We start from the raw sequence: 19,606 nt of genomic DNA, 5'->3' as shown, positions 1-19,606 counted from the left end.
CATGTCCGCACCCACCACTTCGACCGGATCGGCGACCGCCGCGGCCGCCGCCGAGCCCGCGATCGTGTTCGACCGGGTCGGCGTCCGCTACGGCCGCGGGCGCGGATCGACCGTGGCGCTGGCCGAGTTCACCTTGCGCGTCGCCGCGGGCGAGACCGTGGCGCTGCTGGGGCCCAGCGGGTCCGGCAAGTCGACCGCGCTGAAGGCGCTGGCCGGTTTCGTCCGGCCGACCTCGGGTGCGGTACGCCTGGCGGGCCGCGACGTCACCGGCCTGTCCCCCGCCGCGCGCGGCATCGGTGTGGTGGTGCAGTCCTATGCGCTGTTCCCGCACATGCGAGTTCGGGACAATGTCGCCTTCGGGTTGCGGGCGCACCGGGTGCCGCGCGGCGAGATCGGCGCACGCGTGACCGAAGCGCTGGAGATGGTGGGGATGGCCGGGTATGCGGGTCGGCTCCCGCGCGAACTGTCCGGCGGGCAGCAGCAACGGGTGGCGATCGCGCGGGCGCTGGCCATCCGTCCCCGGGTGCTGCTGCTCGACGAACCGCTCGCCGCCCTCGACGCCCAACTGCGCCAGTCCATGCTGGCCGAGCTGCAACAGCTGCGAAAAGCATTGCCGGACACCGCGATGCTGTACGTCACTCACGACCAGGCCGAGGCGCTGGCGCTGGCCGACCGGATCGCGGTCATGCGCGACGCGCGGCTGGTCGATGTCGACACCGCCGAGAACCTGTGGCGCCGCCCGCCCAGCTCCTTCACCGCCGCCTTCCTGGGCGGGGCGAATCTGGTCCCGTGCCGGGTGAACCACGTGTCCGGCACGGCCGCGCTGGTGACGGCGGGCACGAGCACCTTGCGCGCGGAAGCTCCGAAACCGGGTGTGGGCCAGCGGGAATGGGCTCCGGACGCCGAAGTCCTGCTGTGCGTGCGGCCGCACACCGTGCGGGTCAGCGCGGCGGGTCAGCGGCCGACGCCGGGCACCGCCGACCGAGACGCGCTGTCGGCGGTTGTCGTCTCCACAGTGTGGCGCGGGTCCACCACGCGACTGGTACTCGATGTCGACGGCCTGCCGGGCGAGCTGGTCGCCGATGCGCCGGGGCATGTCGAGACCGCGGTGGGCGCGGTCGTCGGTGTACGGCTACCCGATCCGGCCGGGGTGCTCATCCCGGCCGCGGTCGGCGCCGAAACCGGCAGGGCCGCCGTGGGTTCCGGCATATGAACCGCCCGCACCCCCGTCCGCGGCACCACGCCCGCGATGCCGGGCCGACAGCCGCCCGTAGCGGCGGCTTCCGCCCGGGACCGCACCGGGTTCCCGCGACGACCGCCGCCCCGGCCCCTTCGTCGCTTACCACGAACCTGGCGTGTGATCAGGACGCGTTCCATGAGGGGGACCGCGCCCACACCACCACACGCCCCGGCCCCCGGGTCGCACAACCCGGCCCGGCCCCGGAAGGAACGCGCCACACCCGCCGCACCTTCCGACGCCGAGCCACACCGGTGCGACCCGGGGCCGCCCCGTGCCGGCCCGCCGGCGACCTCGCCCGGCAGCGGGCCGCGGCCCGCTGGTCCATGCCGCGACCGGCATCGGCCCGTTCGGCGGCGAGATCTCCCGCCGTCTGTCCGGTCGGGCTGCCCGTATCCGCGCCGCGCAGCCGTTCGGGGCGGGTGAGGTCGGTATGAGTACGTCAGCGACGCTCGAGCCACCGGTGGTCGAGCCCGAGCCGGATCGGGCTGCGGCGCGGGCGAATTGGCGGCAGATCGGCTGGACGCTGCCGCCGGTGCTGATCGTCGTCGCGATGGCCGTGGTGCCGATCGTCCGCGTGCTCGCGGAGTCCACCGAGACGCCCTCGGGCCGGGGCACGGCGGTGTGGTCGCGGGTGCTGGGATCGCACGTGTTCCGGGATGCGTTGTGGCGCACCGTGTCCATCGCGGTGTGTTCTACCGCGGGCTGCCTGGTGCTGGGCACCTTTCTGGCCGTGGTGCTGGCCTTCGTCCCGTTTCCGGGCTCGGGTGTGGTGGGCAGGCTGATCGATACCGTGCTCACGCTGCCGTCGTTCCTGGTCACGTTGGCGTTCACCTTCCTCTACGGCACGGCGGGCGCGGTCAACGCGCTCATCGCGGAGATCACCGGAAACCGCTCTGCCGCTGTCGATTTCCTGACCACGCCGACCGGCGTGATTCTCGCCGAGATCACCTACTTCACCCCGTTCGTGGTGCGCCCGCTGCTGGCGGCGTTCGCGCAACTCCCGCGCGAGCAACTGGACGTGGCCGCGAGCCTGGGCGCGTCACCGTGGCGGGTACTGCGGCAGGTGGTGTTACCGGAGGCGTGGCCGGCGCTGGCGGCGGGCGGCAGCCTGGTGTTGCTGCTGACGCTCAACGAGTTCGGCATCGTGCTGTTCACCGGCGCCAAGGGCGTCATCACCCTGCCCGCGCTGATCTACACCCGCGGCATCGTCACCTTCGACCTGCCGGGTGCGGCGGTGCTGGCCTCCGTGCAGGTGGTGCTGTCACTGTCGCTGTACCTCGGCTATCGGCTGATCTTCGCCTGGTTCACCAGGTTTCGGACTCGGGAGGGCTGACCGTGCTGATCTGGACTCGACGCGGGCGCATGCTGGTGCTCACGGTGTTCGCGCTCGTCGTCCTGGTGGTGTTCGCCGCTCCGATCGCGACCGTGGTGGCGGCCGCGCTCGCGGGCCGCTGGACCGGCCCGCTCCCCGCGGAACTGGGTTTCGGGAATTTCCGGCAGGCGCTGTCCGGCGAGCAGGCGGCGAGCCTGGCGGTCAGTCTGCAGACGGCGCTGCTGGCGGGAGCGGCGGCGCTGCTGCTGGGTACCTGGGCCGCGCTCGCCGCGCACGAGGCGCCGACCTGGTGGCGGCGCACCACCGACGCGATCTTCCATCTGCCGGTGGCGGTTCCGTCGGTGGCGATCGGCCTGGGCGTGCTGATCACCTTCAACGAGCGCCCGCTGCTGCTGGGTGGCACCAAATGGATTGTGATCGTGGCGCATTCGGTGCTGGTGCTGTCCTACGCGTTCAGCGCGGTCGCCGCGGCGCTCGACCGGCTCGATCCCGCCTACCGCCAAGCGGCCGAATCACTGGGCGCCGGCCCGGCCCGAGTCCTGACTCGCATCACGCTGCCGCTGCTACTCCCCGCGCTCGGCGCCGCGGCGGGCCTGGCGATCGCGCTGTCGATGGGCGAGCTGGGCGCGACCGTCATGGTCTACCCCGCGACGTGGAAGACGTTGCCCGTCACCATCTTCGCCGCCACCGACCGCGGCGAGGTGTTCGACGCGGCCGCCTGCACCACGCTGCTCGTCGCGGTCACGCTGCTGGCGCTGCTGGTGCTGGGGCGACTGCGGGGACGCGCCGCGGTGCGCTGACGGGACGGGTCACTGCTCGGGCAACCGGCGGCGGCCACCGGCCACGTCGATGACGAGATCGGTGTAACCGTCCACCAGTTCGGCCAGGTGATACCAGTGTTTATGGGTGTTGTCGCTGCGCGGGCCCTCCCGGTCGATCACCTGGTTGGCATCGACCCAGCTTCGCGCCATCCGATCGACCACCGCGCCGAGGCTCTCGGTGTGCAGGGAGGCGCCGTTGCGATGCTGCGGCACCTGCTGATCCACCCAGTCGTTGATGTCGTCGACGAGTTCTCCACGCCGACAGTCGATCTCCGCCATCATGAGCGGATCACGCACCTGCGCACGACGGCTGTGCAACTCCGCCAGGGCGCGCGCGGTGCGCAGCAGGACCCGATCCTGGAATCGGCGTCCTTGGAAAGCGCACAGCAATTGCGGTGCGGTGGGCAGCACCTCGGCAATCGACACTGTCATCGCCGCACCCCGAACACACCCGAATGCACTGTTGATCGCACAAACATGTTGATCTCCGGGTTTCGCTATACCGGTCTTCGATCGGTGGTCACCACTAGGCTAGCTGGGATCATGCTCTTACATATGCAAGAACGCAAGATTGCGTCCGCACTTGTTGGGGCCCTGTGATCGTCGCGAAACCTCGGTGCGCGCGCGAGGCGAGTTCGGGTGAGCCCGGAGACCGCAGCCCGTCCGGGCCCACCCGTCGACAGCAAGAACCGTCGGCTCCCGACCCCTGCGGGAACTCGAAGCGCCGGTCAGCTCATACGAGATAATCTCTGTCTGCTGACAGAGATATTTTTTAGCACTCAACACAGGAGAGTGCAAGGCGCCGGTTCAGATATCCTGTCGACAGCGACAGTGAGGAGTACCAATGGCGACGGACCGGCACGATCACCACCTGCCCCACTCCGGTCAGGCGGTGTACGCGATCTCGGTCGCCGCCGAACTGGCCGACATCGGTGTGCAGACCCTGCGCCTGTACGAGCAGCACGGGCTGATCAGTCCCGCCCGCAGCCCGGGCGGCACCCGCCGCTACAGCGGCGACGACCTGGCACGACTGCACCGCATCACCACGCTGGCACGGCAGGGCATGAACCTGGCGGCCATCGGGCGCATCCTCGAACTCGAGGACGCCAACGCCGCCCTCACCGAGGCCAACTCCGCACTGACCGCCGAACGCGACCGGCTTCGCGGCGACGACGGAGCGGCCGAAGCTTAGCCACGGAGTGCTTGCCTACATATCGCGCTTGCCTACATATCGGAGCAGTGCTACAAAGAAGTTGTGTCAGTTGACAGAGATTATCTCATCAGCTGAACAAACGAATCCGGGCATAGTCAATCCAGGCATAATCAATCCAGGCGTAGTCGTTCCGGACGTAGTCCCGGGATCGCACAAGGGAAGGGAGGTGATGCCCGTTCTCAGCACACGTTCGTCCGTGACGGGACCAGCCGGCTCTCGATGCGGCAGCGCACCGATGAATTTCCCGCGCGCACAGTCACTCTCGTGACAGGCCCGCCGGCGGTCACCCGCACGGACCCGAACATCCGAGTTCCTGCCGGCACGATCGTGCCGGCCCGATACCGGGAGTGGGCTCGCCGCGCCACCGGCGAGCCCACTCCCGCCGTCCGCGAATCCGCCCGCACCTCGCGAAAGGAACTGGTCATGAACACGATCCCGGCCGGTGCCGAGGCCGACCGTGCCGAACAGGCGACCGTCGCGCACGACAGTCTCCACGGTTTGGACACCACGCGCGTGCATCCCCTGGCCGAGCGTATGCGGGCCGCCTTCGACGCCGCGGATATCGCCGACCGGGTCGACCAGGCGTGGATCACCCCCCTCGACGAAGACGCCTACGACCGCGGCTGAGCGACGCCACGGTCAAAGCGGGCGCGGCCGCCACGGCCAACGCGGGCTCGGCCCTTGCGGCCCCACACCGCGGGGAGGTTTGCCGAGCGCGTCCGGAGGTAGCCCAGCGACGAGACCGGCCACGGCCGCAGGGACGACGAGAGGGGCATCGACATGCCGCGCCAACAGGACCGGGACGACGAAGACCCGAAGGAGCCCAAGGGCGGTCGGCCCGGACCCACGGACCAGGGCGGCGACGCGGGCATGGCGACCCGCGAAGTCGCGCCCGAACTCATCACCGCGGACGAGCAGGACGAGCCGCCGGACTGACCGGAACGCTCGGCAATCCCCCGCTCCGAGGTTGCCGATCCGCGTCGTGCGGATGTCGTACGTCAGACCGCGGCGCTCTCGGGCAGTAGAGCCAGCAGTTGTCGGGTGTGGTTGGGAATTTCGATGTCGGCCAGGCCCTCGAACAGCCCGCGCAGCGGTACGACCGCCTCGTTGAGCAGGGTGCCCGCGGAAAGGCCGAGAAGCGGGACGGGGCTGTCGAGTTCGGCATCGGACAGTGCCGGTCCGCCGAAGCCGCAGAGAATGTCGGCCTGCCGGCGCAGGCGCTCACGCAGGCCGGAGAATCCGCCCGCACGCTCGGCCACGCGGTCGATGGTCCAGGTGTCGAGAGCGTGGCGATTGTCGTAGGTGGTGTGCTCGCCCGCCGCGACCGCCGCCATCGCGGCGATGGTGCCCGCCGTGACGAGGCAGACGTGGGCCAGAATCTGCTCGGCATTCCATTCACCCGGTGGGGGCGTCCGGAGGTGGGCCGAAGCGCCTACTGTCCCAACGGCTTCCAGAAGCGAGTCGTAGGCCTCGCGCAATGCGGTGGTGTCCGACATCAGGCGTGCACCGCCGAGTCCATCTCCCACGGGGCCTGCGGGAGGACCTCGCCGGTTTCCAGTAGCGACTTGAGGTTGGCGATCACCGAGGGCCAGCCGCGCGAAATGCCTTGCAGCATTTCCTCGTTCGGCAGGTTCTCGTGGGTGACGGTGAGCCGGACGATGTCGCGGTGGGACTCGATCAGGAAGGTCACCACAGAGGGCGAGCGGTCCTGCTCGGGGGAATCCTCGAAGGTCAGGACCAGCTTCGTCGGCGGCTCGGACTCGAGCACCTCGCCGACGACGTCGATCGTGCCGGAGCCGTCGGCGCGACGGTGCTCCCAGGGCGAACCGGGCTGCCAGTCGGACACATTCTCGTGAAACCAGTATCGGGCGGTCAGGTCGGCGTCGGTCAGTGCCTTCCATACCTGCTCGGCACTGGCGTGAATATAGGTGACGTAGACGTAGCTCGGCACGGTGGCGGTCATGGCGTACTCCTCTGCCTGGTTCTTGATGGCGCGCAGGACATCCAGCCGAGGACGGTCGAAAACCGAGATCCAGCGCTGTTCGATGTCGTGAATCGGTGTCGGATTGATGTAGTGCACCCGCTCGCGCCCGCGCCGCAGCACGGTCACCAGCCCGGCCCGCTCGAGAATGTCGAGGTGCTGGGTCAACGACTGCCGGGCCATGTCGACCCGCTCGCACAGCTCCCGCAGCGTCTGGCCGTTGCGCTCGCGCAGCCGGTCGAGCAGCAGCCGGCGAGTGCCGTCGGCCAGCGCCTTGAAGACGGCGTCCATCTCGGGTTCGGATTGCACCCCGAAATTATGCAGGCAATCACCTGCATATGTCAACACCGGCCGGTGAACCGCTGCCCCGGGTTTGCCGCTCCGCGTCCGGCCCGCCCCGGCCAATCGGCAGTTAACCGTCCGCGGATCCGCTGTCGACCGGCGACGAATCTTGTACTGTCACTGGACAGATCAGACAACGACCCCGTTCGTGCCTCCCGCGCGGCGGCACCGTTCCGGGACCTCGACGAGGAGCCGACCCCACATGCCGACAGGGCACAACACCGAGATCCGTACCGACATACCGCATTCCGCCCGGATCTGGAACTATTGGATGGGCGGTAAGGACAACTACGACATCGACCGCGAAGTCGGCGACGCCAGCCTGCAGATCGACCCCGACATCGGGACCATGGCGACCGAGAGCAGGCGTTTCCTCATCCGTGCGGTCACCCACCTGGCACAGGACGTCGGCCTCCGGCAGTTTCTCGACATCGGCACCGGGCTGCCCACCATGCAGAACACCCACCAGGTCGCCCAAAGCATCAATCCGGATTCCCGAATCGTCTACGTGGACAACGATCCCCTGGTCCTCACCCATGCGCGCGCCCTGCTGACCAGCACCACCCACGAGGGCGTCACCACCTACATCGAGGCGGATTTCCACGAGCCGGAGCAGATCGTCGCCGAGGCCAAGAACATCCTGAACTTCACCCAGCCGATCGTCGTGATGTTCATGGGCGTGCTCGGGCACGCCCGCACCTACGACGACCTGCTGCGCATCGTCCACACCGTGCTGGACGCGGTACCTTCCGGCAGTCACCTGGTGTACTGGGACGGCACCGTGGACAGCCCCACCTACGTGGCGATGTGCGAGGAATACGCGAAATCCGGTGGCGCACCGTATTATCCGCGCACGCAGGAGCAGCTGCGCGCGGTCTTCGAGGGCTACGAACTGCTCGAGCCCGGCTTCGGGAAGATCACCCACTGGCGCCGTCCCGAGCACGAACTGTCCGGTCTGCGCGACATCGCCGCGTACGGCGGGGTGGCACGCAAGCCCTGACCTAGCATCGAGGCGTGGCAGCCGCACAGATCCCCCCGGAACCGGCCGCCGGGACGCCCTCCCCGGACGAGCCGGTGTCCGCCGCTCGCCCGCGACGATCGAAGAAGGCCGAGGCGCAGCGGCGCGGTCGCAGCCGCACGCCGCGCCTGTCCTACGACGACTGGGTCGACGGGGCGCTCGCACTGCTGGCCCGAGAAGGCGTGGGCGCCAGCAGGATTCCGCGGCTGTGCAGCGAACTGGGCGTGACGAAAGGCAGCTTCTACTGGCATTTCGACGACATCCAGCAACTGATGGAGGCCATGGCCGAGCGGTGGAGTGCCGTGCAGGCCGACGCCGTCCGCGCGCTGGGTGCCGTCGACTCCATCCCCGTCGAGCAGCGCATCGAGAACATGACGTCGCTGCTGGTCGACCAGAGCACCTGGATCGTCGAGGCTACCGTGCGCGAGTGGGCGCGCAACGATCCGAAGGTGGCGGGCGCGGTACAGGCGCTGGAACGCAAGATCTTCGAGATCGTCGAGCAGACCATGCTCGAACTCGGCTTCGACGCGACCCAGGCCCGGCTGCGCGCCGGAACCATGGTCTATCTGGGCATCGGGCTGATCCACGGCCGGGGCAGCCTGCCGACCCCGACCACCGAGGAGGCCAAGGCGGTCATCGAACTGCTCACCACGCCGTCACAGCCGACCGGGCGCTCACCCCAGTAGTGGCCGGAGCAGTTGCGCGCCACGGTGTTTCAGCCAGTCACGCAGGGTCATCAGGCCGGGGTGCAGTCGGCGCAGTTCGGCGACATCCACATCGATGTCGCTGATGGCGCCGCTGTTGATGAGTTCGTAACCGCGGGCGAAGCGTTCGTTGATGCGGCGTAGTTCCTCGATGGGCCGCTGGAGGTAGGGGATCGGACGCCCTACGGCCGCGCTCATCTCGGCGGCCACCTCGGGCGGCGTCAACGCGTCTCCGACCAATTCGAGTGTCCGGCCACGGAATTCGCCGGGGCGCGCCAGGGCGAGGGCGGCGAAGGCGCCGATTATGGCCACCCCGGTCGGCGGCCAGGCCCGAGCTGTAGACCAGGTGTGCCACACCGTGTTTCAGCGCGGCGTCGGCAATGTCCCTGCCCGCCTTCACCTCGTCCTGCTCCGGAGACAGCGGTCCGGGATGCACGCTGAAGACGCCGTACGCTCCGGCCACGCCGCGGTCGATGGCCGCCGGGTCTTCCAGCGAGCCCGCCACGACCTCCGCGCCCGCCGCCGCCAGCGCACGAGCCGCCGCGCCGTCCGGGTTCCGGGTCAGCGCGCGCACCCGCCACCCGTCGCCGAGGAGCCGGTACGCGACGGCTCCACCCTGCTGCCCGGTCGCGCCGGTCACGAAAACAACCTGGTCCACTGTGGTTTCTCCTCGATCTGTCACCCTCGAACTAATCGGAGAGTTAGCTCCGCTTCAGACTATACGGAGAATCTTCTCCACTTCGCAATGTCGCAGGTACGATCGTGCGGTGGTCGACGAAGCTGCCCAGGCTGCCAAACCGATGCGCGCGGACGCTCGCCGCAACCGCGATCTGGTGTTGTCCACCGCACGGGACATGCTGTCCGCCGAGGGCCTGGCGGTGTCGTTCGACGAGATCGCGCGCCGCGCCGGAGTCGGCGTCGGCACGGTCTACCGGCACTTCCCCACCCGAGATGCCTTGTACGAGGCGGTGCTGCGTGGCCGCCTCGAGCGATTCGTCGAGCGTGCGCGGGCCCTCACCGAGGCCGACGCCGACCCGGGCCGGACCTTCCTCGACTACTTCACCCAGCTGGTCGACGAGGTGGCGCTGAACCAGGCGCTCTGCGAAGCCTTGGAGTCGGGCGCGGAAACCATTGTCCCCGAAGAGGTTCGGGATCAGTTCCGGACTCGGTTCGATGTGCTGCTCCGCCGGGCCCAGCAAGCCGGCGCGGTCCGCGCCGACCTGGACACCGCCGACGCCATGGACCTGCTCGTCGGCGCCGCCACCGCGGCCCGTCGCGCTCACCGCCGCGGCGCCCCCAACCACCTCCTCACGGTGGTCCTGGCCGGGCTCCGGCCGCAGGCGCGGCAGCGCGACGCGGCGGTGCGGTCGTAGACGGCAGTTCAGAGCCGATTCCGGGAAGTCGCTGCGAATGCCGACACGCCCGCACCGACCGGCGACACGCGCGGAGTTCGAATCCAGCCGATTCAAACAATGCCCTCGACCGGCGGAATGTAGTTCCGTTCGCTCGACGTCCGTATCCACACCCCAGGAGAGCCAGATGACCGACCCCGCCGCGCCGGCCGACCCGTCCCAGCACTGGTCCTTCGAGACCAAGCAGGTCCATGTGGGCCAGGTGCCCGACGGCACCACCAACGCCCGCGCCCTGCCGATCTACCAGACCACCTCCTACACCTTCCGCGACACCGACCACGCCGCCGCGCTGTTCGGTCTCGCCGAGCCCGGCTACATCTACACCCGCATCATCAACCCGACCCAGGACGCGGTGGAGCAGCGGATCGCGGCGCTCGAGGGCGGTGTCGCCGCGCTGCTGCTGGCCTCCGGGCAGGCGGCGGAGACCTTCGCGATCCTCAACATCGCGAACGCGGGCGACCACATCGTGTCCAGCCCGCGGCTGTACGGCGGCACCTACAACCTCTTCCACTACACGCTGCCGAAGCTGGGTGTCGAGGTCAGCTTCGTCGAGGATCCCGACGACCTCGAGCAGTGGCGCGCCGCGATCCGGCCCAATACCAAGGCGCTGTACGGCGAGACGGTGTCCAACCCGCAGAACCACATCCTCGACATCCCCGGCATCGCCGAGGTCGCGCACACCGCGGGAGTGCCGCTGATCGTCGACAACACCGTGCCCACGCCGTACCTGATCCAGCCGCTGCGGCACGGCGCGGACATCGTGGTGCACTCGGCGACGAAGTATCTCGGCGGTCACGGCGCGGCCATCGGCGGCGTGATCATCGACGGCGGCACCTTCGACTGGACGGTCACCGACGCCGACGGCAGGTCGCGCTTCCCCGGCTTCACCACGCCCGACCCCAGCTACCACGGCGTGGTGTTCGCCGAACTGGGTGCGCCCGCCTACGCGCTCAAGGCACGGGTGCAACTGCTGCGCGACCTCGGCTCGGCGATCTCGCCGTTCAACGCGTTCCTGATCAGCCAGGGGCTGGAAACCCTCAGTCTGCGGGTGGAGCGGCACGTGCAGAACGCGCAGGCGGTGGCCGAATTCCTCACCGGGCGAACAGAAGTCACCTCGGTGTCCTACGCCGGGCTGCCGTCGTCGCCGTGGTACGAGCGCGGAAAGCAGCTGGCGCCCAAGGGAACCGGCGCGATCATCGGGTTCGAGCTGGCGGGCGGCGTCGACGCGGGCAAGAAGTTCGTGGACGCGCTGACCCTGCACAGCCACGTCGCCAACATCGGCGACGTCCGCTCGCTGGTCATCCACCCCGCCTCCACCACCCACTCCCAGCTCACCCCCGAGGAACAGCTGGCCTCCGGCGTCACCCCCGGCCTGGTCCGCCTCGCCGTCGGCATCGAGGGCATAGACGACATCCTCGAGGACCTCCGCACCGGCTTCGCCGCCGCAGCGGAATAACTTCGCCCCGAGCCGCATACCCCACGGCGTTACCTCGCCGTGGGGTACACGACCGAGCTACCCCGCTCAATCGCGCCGCCACTGCGCCGCCCCGCCACCAGCTTTCCGGTGGCGGGGCTTCGTTCGCCGGCGCAATGGTTATGCTCGAGCTCGACAAGGGCGCGGCGCGGCAAGCCGACAGTGCCGCTCGGGCGTACGCGAAGGCCACAACAGAGGCGGCACGTTCAGAGGAGAACGGGCACGATGGCAGGCAAGCGGACGGTGCTGACGGTCCAGCTCAGGCGATTGGCCGCACTTCTGCAGGAGATGCGCGAGAACGCCGGGATCAGCAAGGAGGTCGTCAGCGCTCGCACCGGCATCAATGTCACCACGCTGTACCGGATCGAGACGGCGCAGGCGCGCCCGCAGCGCCGCACCCTGATGGCGATGCTGGACCTGTACGGCATCGAGGAGCCGCAGCGGTCGGACGCGCTGCAACTGCTCCAGGAAGCCCAGAAGCCCGGCATGTCACGGCCTTTCGAGGCGGCGGTCTCCGAGGTGTACGCGGCCTACATCAACTTCGAGACCGAGGCGCTCTCGGCCCGGCTGTTCCAGACATCGTTCATCCCCGGCCTCCTGCAGACCGAACAGTACGCGTGGGCGGTGCTGGACACCGCGATGCCGAAGGTCGAGACCGCGGTCATCGAACAGCGCCTGCGCGCGCGCTTCGAACGCGCCAAGCTGCTCGCCAAGGAGGAGCCGCTGGAGCTGTGGGTGGTGCTGGACGAGGCGGCGATCCGGCGCGTCGTCGGCGGCCGCGAGGTGATGCGGGGCCAGTTGCTGCGACTGGTCGAGGAAGCGGAGAAACGCAACGTCATCCTGCAGGTGCTGCCGTTCGACGCGGGCGCGCACCCCGCCATGGTCGGCTCCTTCGTCGTCCTGGACTTCCACGACCCCGCCGACCCCGAACTGGTCTACGTCGAGGGCATCGCCGGAGACGATATCGTGGAGGGCCACAACGAGATTCGCCGCTTCGGGGTAATGTTCGACCAACTCCGCGCCATGGCCCTCAGCCCCCGCGACTCCACCAACCTGGTCGCCCGAGTGGCCGACGACCTGCGGTAGGTGCGGGACCACCATCCCGGTTCGTGCCCCGATAGTCGTGATCGCCCGCTGTCACTCCCGGGCCGGGGATCAACGCCGACTGGCACGCGTGTAGCCGATGACGGCGGGGACCGCGAACACCAGCATCGCGCCCGACGACCACGCGACGGTCGCCAGCAACGGTTCGCGGACCGGACCGCCCAGCGACAGCCCGCGCATGGCGTCGACCGCGTACGACATCGGCGAGTGCGCCACAATCGGTGTCGCCCACGCGGGGTAGGCCGCCAGCGGCACGAATCCGGTGGAGAAGAACATCAGCAGCGAGGATCCCAGCGAGATCGCCTCCACCAGAGCGGGTTTGGCGGAGTACGACGCCACGGCCGTGACCATGGTCGCGAACCCGAGCCCGTACATCAGCGGCACCCCGACCAGCGCCACGGCCGCCGGAAGCCCTTGGCGGAACCGGAATCCGAGCAGCAGACCGACGCCGAACAGCACCAGCGTGCACGCCAGGATGCGCACCCCCTCGGCGAGAACGCGCGCCAGCAGACCCGACGCGCGGTGCACCGGCAGCACCCAGAACCGTGCCAGCAGACCGTCGTCGCGTTCGCGGCCGAGCGTGATCGCCCCCGCCAGCGAGCCCGACATCACCGACACCAGGGTCACCATCGGCACCGATCCGTACAGCGCGTCCGCGCCCGAGAACGCCGAAATCTGCCGTCCCAGTACGGTATTCAGCATCACCAGCAACAGGGCCGGGAACAGCAGCGACTGCGCCATCGTCAGCGGATCGCGCCGCCAGCGCACCAGCAGCCGCCGGGTCTGCACCACCGTCTGCGGCAGCAGCAGCCGCCACGTCTCGGTCGGGAACGCGACCACCGGCAGATCGGTGGCCGAGGCGGTCCGCACCTGCGTCGTCATCGCTGCCTCCGTACCGCCACCAACACCGACGCGCCACCGAACGCGACCAGGCCCGCCAGCGTCCAGCCCAGCCCCGGCCCCGCCGACGCCCAGTTCGCCACCCCGGCCCGTCCGGCGCTGTCGCCCGCCAGCACCCGCAATGTACCCACGAACTGCGATACCGGCTGGTCGCGCGCGAAGCCCCTTATCCAATCCGGGAACTGACTCGCGGGCGCGAACCCGGTGGACACCATGCCGAGGATCAGCTGCGGCAGCACCAGCACCTGCGTCGTCGCCTCCGGACTCTTCGACAACGCGCCCAGCAGATCACCGAGCTGGCACATCATCAGACCGAGCAGCATGGCGAAACACAGGAACGCGGCGGTCTGCCAGGCGTCACCGTAGAACCGGAACCCGATCGTGTACCCGCACACCACCGCCGCCGCCAGCGCGATCGCTACCCGGTACAACGCCGCCGCGGTCCGGGCCGCCAGCGGCGCGGCCGCGGGCATCGGCATCGTCGCGAACCGCGTGTCCAGGCCGTCGCGCGCGTCGGTGGCCGATCGGAACGCCGCCGCGGTGCCGCAGAACGCCACCGCCTGCATCACGATCATCGGCATCAGGAATTGCGCGTAGCTGCTGAGTCCGTGCCCGGCGAAGTTCATCACGCGATCCAGCGGCACGTAGAACCCGACCGTGAACACCGCCGGCGACAGCAGTGCCGTGACCACCTCGCCGTTGCGCAGCGACGGACGGACCAGGCGCACTGCCAGCACCCAGCACTGCCGCAACGCCGAACGCCGCGGCGGCTCGGTTCGCGTCGTCACGTCGATCCCCATCCCCTACTACCTCCCCGCGCCGACGGCAGCTCGTCTCATCTCACCAGACATACGGCGCGAAACGCGGACATCGTTCGACGGCACCGGTCCGGCACGGCGTGTCCGGCCGGCGCGACCCGTGTTCGCGCGGTTGAGCAGCGTGCCGATGCGAGGCGTCAAGCGGGGTCACGGGCATTCGTGCCGAACCGGTGCGCCGTCCGCGCGCCACCGCGGCCCGCGGCCACTATGCTGACCGCCGTGCTCGAACCCCAGCCCGCCGTCGCGCCTCATCCCGATATCGCCCACCTCGCCCCGCTGCTGGGCGTCTGGCGCGGCTCCGGCCACGGGGAGTATCCGACGATCGAGGCGTTCGATTACCACGAGGAGATCCACTTCGGTCACGTCGGCCGCCCGTTCCTCACTTACCGGCAGCGGACCCGGCACGCCGAGGACGGTCGTTCGCTGCACGCCGAGACCGGCTACCTGCGCTGCGCCGGACCGGACCGCATCGAGCTGATCCTCGCCCACCCGACCGGGATCACCGAGATCTGCGAGGGCAGCGTCGACGTCGCCGACGGCGGCCTGCGGCTGGAACTGGACTCGACCCACATCGGGCGCACCACCACCGCCAAGCTGGTCACCGCGCTCGGCCGATCGATCCGATTGTCGGGCGACACCATCGATTACACCTTGCGGATGGCCGCCGCCGGGCAGCCGAAACAGCATCATCTCGCCGCCAGTCTGCGCCGGGCCGAATAACAAAAAGGTTACCGACACGCGCGTGACCTGCAGCGCGATTTCCGCGATCTGTGCTATTGCGCATCGAGGGGTTGTCTAGGAGATTGCTCGCGTTCTACGGTCGGTCCAGTCGGCCAAAGCCGGCGACCGATAGTTCGAGCCCATTGGATCTCGCTCACCCACAAGGGAGAAGACCATGAAGCGTTCGACGCTCACCCTCATCACCGCGGGCATGCTCCTCGCCGGTACCGGTGCCGTGGAACTGCTCGGGGACGCCTCGGCCGGAGCCGCCCCCGTCGAGAACGCCGCCTCGACGGCCACGAGCGGAATGGAGGTGCACTCGCCATAAATCACGGCCGAACACGTTCCTTGCGACCGGACGACCGGATGCCGCACCCAGCCGGGCATCCGGTCGTCGTCGTTTGCCAGAAGTTTTCCCAGGTCCCCGGGAAACGTTCCGTACGAATGAGATTGCAACACAATTCTTTTGTGAACCCGAATGCTATGCGGTACCCGGCGGCAGAGCGGCCAGCATGTCGCGGGTGACAGCGACCGCATTGTCCGAACTACCGCCGCGCACCAGCAGAGTCGCGAAGGCCAGATCGCCGCGGTAGCCGATGAACCACGAATGCGAGCCGCCCTCGACCTCCGCCTCACCGGTCTTGCCGTACACCTCGCCCTGATCGGCGATCCGCTCGGCCGTGCCTCCGGTCACCACCTTGCGCATCATCATGCGCAAGCCCTCGGCCACCTTCGGCGACAACGCCGGGCGGTCGCCGTTCACCTCGGTCCGGTAGCCCGCGATCAGATAGGGCGTCGGCGCCGAGCCGTGCGCGACGGTCGCGGCGACCAGCGCCATCCCGAACGGGCTCGCCACCACCTTGCCCTGGCCGATGCCGTTCTCGGTGCGCTGCACCTGCTCCCGCGCCGGAGGCACCGAACCGGACACCGTCGGCAGCCCGACCACGGTGTAATCCGGGCCGATCCCGAGCCGGGCCGCCGCGTCGGTCAGCGCGTCCGGGGACAGTTCGCTGGCGATCTTGGCGAACGCGGTGTTGCAGGACCGCTCGTACGCGGTCGCCATCGGCACGTCGCCGATGGTGAACAGCTCGTAGTTCGGGATGGTGCGCTCGCCGATCACGATCCGGCTCGGGCACGGCACCACCGTCTCCGGAGTCGCGGTGCCCGCCGCCATCGCCGCGGCCGCCGTCACCGTCTTGAAGGTGGAACCCGGCGGATACAGCCCCGACGTGGCGACCGGGCCGTCGGCATCGGCCGCCCGATTCTGAGCCACCGCCAGTACAGCGCCCGTAGAAGGCTGCAACACCACCATCATGGCCTGCTCGGTCCGCACATCGACGGCCCGCTGCGCGGCGTTCTGCACATTGCGGTCGATGCTCAGCGAGAACGACGGCGCGGGCTGCGGGTCCACCTCGTGCAGCACGTCGACGTCGGCGCCGTTGGCGTTCATGGTGACCACGGACCAGCCCGCCTTGCCGTCGACCTCGTCGGCGACCGTCTTGCGGATCTGCGTCATCAGGTCCGGGGCGAAATGTCGGTCGACGGCGACCAGGTCCGCCTGCTCGCCGAAGCGCACGCCGGGCAGTCCGAGCAGGTCGTCGCGTATCTGCTCGAACTCCCAATCGGTCAGGGCGGCAACGGTGTACGGGCCGGAGCTCTTGCCCGCGGCGGTACGGACCGAGTCCGCGGTGAGGGTTTCGTCGAAGGGATGCAGGGCCTCGGCGAGGGCCGCGGCCACGTAACCAGGGTCCGGCGCGGCACTCGCGGTGAATGAAATCGGGTGCACCGTACCGGGAATCAGCACATCGCTGCCGGAGCGTTCGTTGACGCGGGCGCGCGGCGCGGGCGTCGCGCGCAGCTCCATGGTCTGGGTGTCGCCGAGTTTGGGGTGAATGTCCGATGCCGTCCAGCGCACCTGCCAGCGGCCGTCGCTGCGGCCCATCTGCAGCTGTCCGGTATAGGTCCAGATCCGGTTCTTCGGCAACCGCCAGCGGTAGGTGTAGTCGACGGTGGCGGTGTCACCGGTGACGCGGGCGTCGCCGGTGTGCGCGGTCACTTCCTCGGCCTGCAGCCTGTCCCATGCCGAAGCCAGTGCGGCGCTTGCCTTGTCGGGCTGGTTGGTGAGCTTCCCGGCACCTGCCACATCGTGCCGGGCGACCGCTGCCAGGAAGTCGTCGGCCACGGCCACCGGGCCCTGGGAGCCGGAACCGCAGCCGCTCACCGCCAGCGCGAGCGCGGCGGCCGACAGCAGCGCGGCCGTACGTCTTCGCGGCGCGAGGCCGCGCCCCACACAACGTCTTTCGGGTGTCGACATCGACAGCGATGGTAGCCAGCCGGCCTCCCGCGACCGGGACGACACGACGCGGGCGCGCCCGCGATTTCCGGCCTCAGTCGACGAGAACCGTTGCGAACGTGGCGACCTGGCGGAATCCGACCTTCGCGTACGCGCGCCGGGCGACCTCGTTGTAGCAGTTGACATACAGGCTCGCGGTACGACCCGAGGCGACCACCGCGTTGGCCACCGCCGCGGTGCCCGAGGTGCCGAGGCCCCGGCCACGCCACTCCGGGTGCACCCAGACGCCCTGGATCTGCCCGGTACGCCGCGATACCGCACCGACCTCGGCCTTGTAGACGACCACGCCGTCCTCGAACCGGGCCCAGGCCCGGCCCGCCTGGATCAGGCTCGCCACCCGGCGGCGGTAACTGCGGCCGCCGTCCCCGGCGCGGGGATCGACGCCGATCTCCTCGGTGAACATGGCGATCGCGGCGACCAGATAGCGGTCCAGTTCGTCGGCCCGCACCCGGCGCACGCGCGGATCGGCCACGGCGTAGGCGGGGCCGTCGAGCGCGAGCAGTGGCTGGTCGGCCCGCAGGTCACGGGCCGGGCCCCAGCGGTCGGCCAGCATCTCCCACAGCGGCAGCGCCAACTCCTGCCGGCCCACCACCGACGAGCACAACCGCGGCCAGCGCGCCGCCCGCTCGGCGAAAGCGCGCAGATCATCCGGCCCGCCGCGCAACGGCACGAGGTTCGCGCCGGAGAAGCACAGCGACTCGGCGGGGCCGCCGCGACTCCACAGCTCGCCCTGTCCACCCCGGGTGTCCAGGCCGTACTCCTGCAGTCGCGCGGCGACCATACAGCTGGCCACCGGGTCGGTGTCCAGTACTTGTTGCACCAGTGCCAGATCGCGATTCGCGAGCTGGCGGGCACCGGAGGACCTCGTCCGGCGGCTCGGCTCCAGCACACTCCGCACGTTCACAGCCTGCCACGAACCTCGCGAACACGCTGCTGTTTGGTCATCGGGAGCGATGTACCGCACACGTTCTCACGCCCGCACCGGGACTATCCGACGGTGACCACCGGCTCGCCCGTGCCGGACTCGCCCATCGACTCGGCGATGCGCATCGCCTCCTCGATCAGCGTCTCCACGATCTGATGCTCGGGCACGGTCTTGATCACCTCGCCCTTGACGAAGATCTGGCCCTTGCCGTTGCCCGAGGCGACGCCCAAATCGGCCTCGCGCGCCTCGCCCGGACCGTTGACCACGCAGCCCATGACGGCCACCCGCAGCGGGACCTCCATGCCCTCCAGACCCGCGGTGACCTCGTTGGCCAGGGTGTACACATCGACCTGGGCGCGGCCACAGGACGGGCACGAGACGATCTCCAGCTTGCGGGGGCGCAGGTTCAGCGACTGCAGGATCTGGTTGCCGACCTTCACCTCCTCGACCGGCGGCGCCGACAGCGAGACCCGGATGGTGTCACCGATGCCCTGGCTCAGCAGCGCGCCGAACGCCGTCGCCGACTTGATGGTGCCCTGGAACGCCGGACCGGCCTCGGTGACGCCCAGGTGCAGCGGGTAGTCGCAGCGCGCGGCCAGCTGCCGGTAGGCCTCCACCATGATCACCGGGTCATTGTGCTTCACCGAGATCTTGATGTCGCCGAAGCCGTGCTCCTCGAACAGGCTCGCCTCCCACAGCGCCGACTCCACCAGCGCCTCCGGCGTCGCCTTGCCGTACTTCTCGAGCATCCGCTTGTCCAGCGAGCCCGCGTTGACGCCGATGCGGATCGGGATGCCCGCGGCGCCGGCCGCCTTCGCGACCTCCTTGACCCGGCCGTCGAATTCCTTGATGTTGCCCGGGTTCACCCGGACCGCCGCACAACCCGCGTCGATCGCGGCGAAGATGTAGCGCGGCTGGAAATGGATGTCGGCGATCACCGGGATGGGGGACTTCTTGGTGATCGCGGACAGCGCGTCGGCGTCCTCCTGGCGCGGGCAGGCCACCCGCACGATGTCGCAGCCGGAGGCGGTCAGCTCCGCGATCTGCTGCAGGGTCGAATTCACGTCGTGGGTCTTGGTGGTCGTCATCGACTGCACCGACACCGGGAAATCGCTGCCGACCCCGACCTTGCCCACCTGTAGCTGGCGGGTCTGGCGGCGGGGTGCGAGAACCGCCGCGGGCGCGGACGGCATACCCAATGCGACGGCTCCGCTCACGGCCGTGCCTCGCTCACTGTCGGCGCAGGCT

General features: G+C 69.5%; 22 protein-coding genes and 1 pseudogene. 13 read left to right on the top strand and 10 right to left on the bottom strand.

Annotation, left to right across the window (positions count from 1 at the left end):
* Position 1 precedes the first annotated feature (1 nt).
* The 3 genes from NWFMUON74_RS10980 (at position 2) to NWFMUON74_RS10970 (ending at position 3,373) form a co-directional block, all read left to right on the top strand.
* Positions 2-1,213 (top strand): ABC transporter ATP-binding protein, encoded by a 1,212-nt coding sequence (locus NWFMUON74_RS10980; RefSeq protein WP_187687712.1) that lies wholly within the window; start codon positions 2-4, stop codon positions 1,211-1,213.
* A 457-nt stretch (positions 1,214-1,670) separates the two neighbouring features.
* The gene (locus tag NWFMUON74_RS10975) at positions 1,671-2,573 is read left to right on the top strand and encodes a 2-aminoethylphosphonate ABC transporter permease subunit (RefSeq protein ID WP_187687711.1); all 903 of its coding nucleotides are present in this window, start codon (positions 1,671-1,673) and stop codon (positions 2,571-2,573) included.
* Positions 2,574-2,575: 2 nt separating this feature from the next.
* Complete coding sequence (locus NWFMUON74_RS10970) at positions 2,576-3,373, top strand: ABC transporter permease (RefSeq protein WP_187687710.1); 798 nt, start codon at positions 2,576-2,578, stop codon at positions 3,371-3,373.
* A gap of 9 nt (positions 3,374-3,382) precedes the next feature.
* On the opposite strand, the gene NWFMUON74_RS10965 is transcribed toward NWFMUON74_RS10970, so the two are convergent.
* Complete coding sequence (locus NWFMUON74_RS10965; RefSeq protein ID WP_232111144.1) at positions 3,383-3,742, bottom strand: DUF4254 domain-containing protein; 360 nt, start codon at positions 3,740-3,742, stop codon at positions 3,383-3,385.
* A 496-nt stretch (positions 3,743-4,238) separates the two neighbouring features.
* Between NWFMUON74_RS10965 and NWFMUON74_RS10960 the strand changes: the two genes are divergently transcribed.
* From NWFMUON74_RS10960 to NWFMUON74_RS10950, 3 genes are all read left to right on the top strand, one after another.
* The gene (locus tag NWFMUON74_RS10960) at positions 4,239-4,586 is read left to right on the top strand and encodes a MerR family transcriptional regulator (protein ID WP_187687708.1); all 348 of its coding nucleotides are present in this window, start codon (positions 4,239-4,241) and stop codon (positions 4,584-4,586) included.
* A gap of 285 nt (positions 4,587-4,871) precedes the next feature.
* A complete protein-coding gene (locus NWFMUON74_RS10955; protein ID WP_187687707.1) occupies positions 4,872-5,234 on the top strand; it encodes a hypothetical protein in 363 nt (120 codons plus the stop codon).
* Between the two features lie 153 nt (positions 5,235-5,387).
* Complete coding sequence (locus NWFMUON74_RS10950) at positions 5,388-5,543, top strand: hypothetical protein (RefSeq protein ID WP_187687706.1); 156 nt, start codon at positions 5,388-5,390, stop codon at positions 5,541-5,543.
* 62 nt (positions 5,544-5,605) lie between these two features.
* On the opposite strand, the gene NWFMUON74_RS10945 is transcribed toward NWFMUON74_RS10950, so the two are convergent.
* Positions 5,606-6,103 (bottom strand): DinB family protein, encoded by a 498-nt coding sequence (locus NWFMUON74_RS10945; RefSeq protein WP_187687705.1) that lies wholly within the window; start codon positions 6,101-6,103, stop codon positions 5,606-5,608.
* Positions 6,103-6,879, bottom strand: coding sequence for an ArsR/SmtB family transcription factor (locus NWFMUON74_RS10940; RefSeq protein WP_187689071.1), 777 nt, complete (start codon positions 6,877-6,879; stop codon positions 6,103-6,105). The genes NWFMUON74_RS10945 and NWFMUON74_RS10940 overlap by 1 nt, the downstream gene beginning before the upstream one ends.
* 253 nt (positions 6,880-7,132) lie before the next feature.
* On the opposite strand from NWFMUON74_RS10940, the gene NWFMUON74_RS10935 reads away from it, so the two are divergent.
* Positions 7,133-7,930, top strand: coding sequence for an SAM-dependent methyltransferase (locus NWFMUON74_RS10935; RefSeq protein ID WP_187687704.1), 798 nt, complete (start codon positions 7,133-7,135; stop codon positions 7,928-7,930).
* Between the two features lie 14 nt (positions 7,931-7,944).
* Positions 7,945-8,634, top strand: a complete 690-nt coding sequence (locus tag NWFMUON74_RS10930) for a TetR/AcrR family transcriptional regulator (RefSeq protein WP_232110955.1) — start codon at positions 7,945-7,947, stop codon at positions 8,632-8,634.
* On the opposite strand, the gene NWFMUON74_RS35980 is transcribed toward NWFMUON74_RS10930, so the two are convergent.
* Positions 8,623-8,964: an NmrA family NAD(P)-binding protein gene (locus tag NWFMUON74_RS35980; protein WP_232110954.1), complete on the bottom strand. Its 342-nt coding sequence runs from the start codon at positions 8,962-8,964 to the stop codon at positions 8,623-8,625. The two genes, NWFMUON74_RS10930 and NWFMUON74_RS35980, sit on opposite strands and share 12 nt — an antisense overlap.
* Positions 8,965-8,977: 13 nt before the next feature.
* A pseudogene (locus NWFMUON74_RS36860) lies at positions 8,978-9,292 on the bottom strand (NmrA family NAD(P)-binding protein); the annotation flags it as partial.
* Between the two features lie 127 nt (positions 9,293-9,419).
* On the opposite strand from NWFMUON74_RS36860, the gene NWFMUON74_RS10920 reads away from it, so the two are divergent.
* The 3 genes from NWFMUON74_RS10920 to NWFMUON74_RS10910 all read left to right on the top strand — a co-directional run bounded on the left by NWFMUON74_RS10920 (position 9,420) and on the right by NWFMUON74_RS10910 (position 12,624).
* Entirely contained in the window at positions 9,420-10,025 is a 606-nt protein-coding gene (locus NWFMUON74_RS10920; protein ID WP_187687703.1) for a TetR/AcrR family transcriptional regulator, read from the top strand.
* Between the two features lie 166 nt (positions 10,026-10,191).
* On the top strand, positions 10,192-11,520 hold the full coding sequence (locus NWFMUON74_RS10915) for a bifunctional o-acetylhomoserine/o-acetylserine sulfhydrylase (protein ID WP_187687702.1): 1,329 nt from the start codon (positions 10,192-10,194) through the stop codon (positions 11,518-11,520).
* Positions 11,521-11,763: 243 nt separating this feature from the next.
* Positions 11,764-12,624 carry a helix-turn-helix domain-containing protein gene (locus NWFMUON74_RS10910; RefSeq protein WP_187687701.1) on the top strand — a complete coding sequence of 287 codons (861 nt, stop codon included), beginning with the start codon at positions 11,764-11,766 and terminating at the stop codon, positions 12,622-12,624.
* 69 nt (positions 12,625-12,693) lie between these two features.
* Here the strand turns inward: NWFMUON74_RS10910 and NWFMUON74_RS10905 are convergent, their stop codons facing one another.
* Entirely contained in the window at positions 12,694-13,524 is an 831-nt protein-coding gene (locus tag NWFMUON74_RS10905) for an ABC transporter permease (RefSeq protein WP_187687700.1), read from the bottom strand.
* On the bottom strand, positions 13,521-14,330 hold the full coding sequence (locus tag NWFMUON74_RS10900; protein WP_232110953.1) for an ABC transporter permease: 810 nt from the start codon (positions 14,328-14,330) through the stop codon (positions 13,521-13,523). The genes NWFMUON74_RS10905 and NWFMUON74_RS10900 overlap by 4 nt, the downstream gene beginning before the upstream one ends.
* A 237-nt stretch (positions 14,331-14,567) precedes the next feature.
* Here NWFMUON74_RS10900 and NWFMUON74_RS10895 point away from each other — a divergent pair, with 237 nt between their 5' ends.
* Both NWFMUON74_RS10895 and NWFMUON74_RS10890 read left to right on the top strand, forming a co-directional pair.
* Entirely contained in the window at positions 14,568-15,080 is a 513-nt protein-coding gene (locus tag NWFMUON74_RS10895) for a peroxynitrite isomerase (RefSeq protein WP_187687698.1), read from the top strand.
* 175 nt (positions 15,081-15,255) lie between these two features.
* A complete protein-coding gene (locus tag NWFMUON74_RS10890; protein ID WP_187687697.1) occupies positions 15,256-15,408 on the top strand; it encodes a hypothetical protein in 153 nt (50 codons plus the stop codon).
* A 153-nt stretch (positions 15,409-15,561) separates the two neighbouring features.
* Here the strand turns inward: NWFMUON74_RS10890 and NWFMUON74_RS10885 are convergent, their stop codons facing one another.
* From NWFMUON74_RS10885 to ispG, 3 genes are all read right to left on the bottom strand, one after another.
* Positions 15,562-17,394 (bottom strand): penicillin-binding transpeptidase domain-containing protein, encoded by a 1,833-nt coding sequence (locus NWFMUON74_RS10885; RefSeq protein WP_187687696.1) that lies wholly within the window; start codon positions 17,392-17,394, stop codon positions 15,562-15,564.
* A gap of 73 nt (positions 17,395-17,467) precedes the next feature.
* Positions 17,468-18,331, bottom strand: a complete 864-nt coding sequence (locus NWFMUON74_RS10880) for a GNAT family N-acetyltransferase (protein ID WP_187689069.1) — start codon at positions 18,329-18,331, stop codon at positions 17,468-17,470.
* Between the two features lie 89 nt (positions 18,332-18,420).
* A complete protein-coding gene (gene ispG / locus NWFMUON74_RS10875) occupies positions 18,421-19,551 on the bottom strand; it encodes a flavodoxin-dependent (E)-4-hydroxy-3-methylbut-2-enyl-diphosphate synthase (protein WP_425343089.1) in 1,131 nt (376 codons plus the stop codon).
* Positions 19,552-19,606 lie beyond the last annotated feature (55 nt).

The sequence above is a fragment of the Nocardia wallacei genome, assembly GCF_014466955.1.
Classification (GTDB): Bacteria; Actinomycetota; Actinomycetes; order Mycobacteriales; family Mycobacteriaceae; genus Nocardia; species Nocardia wallacei.
The sequence above is the reverse complement of the archived record's forward strand: the minus strand, read 5'-3'. Positions and strand labels throughout refer to the sequence as shown.